The following is a 1267-nucleotide window of genomic DNA, read 5'->3' as shown; positions in this document are numbered from 1 at the left end:
CCCGGACGCCGGTCTGGCGGTCATGCGCGACGCCCTCGACACCGCCGAGCGCGCCGGCCAGCCCGAGGACGTGGCCTGCGCCTACCTGCACCTGGCGGAGCTGCTGACCGGGCCGCTGAACATCCTCGAAGAGGGCGTGGTGGTGGCACGGCGGGGCGCCGAGCGGGTGGCCGAGCTGGGGCTGGGCCGCACCTGGGGCACCCGACTGCTGGCCATCGCCATCAACGGGCTGTTCCGGGTGGGCCAGTGGGCCGAGGCGGAGAAGGTGGTCGCCGTGGCCCTGCGGCACCGACCGTCCGGCGCGGACGCCGTCGAGTTGCTGCTCGCCCGATGCCGGCTCTCGGTGGGCTACGGCGACATCGAGGCCGCCGGTCGGGACCTCGACGCGGTGGCGACCCTGCTCGCCGGCGGTGGGGCCCGCCACGTCATCCCGCTGCTCACCCTGCGGTCCGGGTTGGCGATGTGGGAGGGCCGGCACGACGTGGCGCGGCTGGCGGTCCAGCGCGGCCTCACCGAGAGCCGCTCCGACGACGTGATGATCCTGTCCGCCCTGGTCTGGCACGGGCTGCGCGCCGAGGCGGAGGCGCACTCCAGCCGCACCGTGGACGTGGACCCGACGGCCGTACGCCGGCTGCGGGACGTCGCCGACCGGATGGCCCGCAAGAGCGCCGGAGCGGCCCGACCGGTGCGCTCTGTGGTGGAGGGCTTCCTGGCCCTGTGCGCCGCCGAGGTGAGCCGCCTCAACGGCAGCGACCCCGAGCTTTGGGCCACCTCGGTCGCCGAGTGGGACCGGCGTAACCACCCCTATCCGGCGGCGTACTCCCGCCTGCGGCAGGCGGAGGCTCTGCTGGCCCGGCGCAGTCGGGTGGCCACCGCGGGCAAGCTGCTGCGGGAGGCGTACGGAGTGGCGCAGGGGTTGGGCGCGGTGCCGTTGACCTCGGAGATCCGGGAGTTGGCGGGGCGGGCCCGGGTGTCGCTGCAGGAGCGCGACGCCGACGGCGCGCGCGCCGCCGCGTCGGCCGAGCCGGTCGGCGACGAGTTGGCTGCCCTCACCGCGCGCGAGCGGGAGGTGCTCGCGCTCGTCGCCGAGGGGTTGACCAACAAGGAGATCGGGCAGCGGCTGTTCATCAGCGAGCGGACCATCGGTGTGCACGTGTCGCACATCTTCGACAAACTCCAGGTCCGCACCCGCGTCCAGGCCAGCGCGATCATGCTGCGCAACTCCCGCGGCTGACGGCACCGGTACGTATCCCGGCGCGTGTGCGCG

Annotated in this window: 1 protein-coding gene; it reads left to right on the top strand. The window is 74.8% G+C overall.

The genetic code is table 11. The features are described from left to right. Positions 1–1234: response regulator transcription factor (locus tag AB0J68_RS32315; protein ID WP_363942700.1), on the top strand; the 1234-nt coding region annotated here is incomplete at its 5' end. Positions 1235–1267 lie beyond the last annotated feature (33 nt).

The organism is Micromonospora sp. NPDC049580 (assembly GCF_040675595.1).
GTDB lineage: Bacteria > Actinomycetota > Actinomycetes > Mycobacteriales > Micromonosporaceae > Micromonospora.
This window is presented reverse-complemented; position numbering and strand designations above follow the sequence as displayed.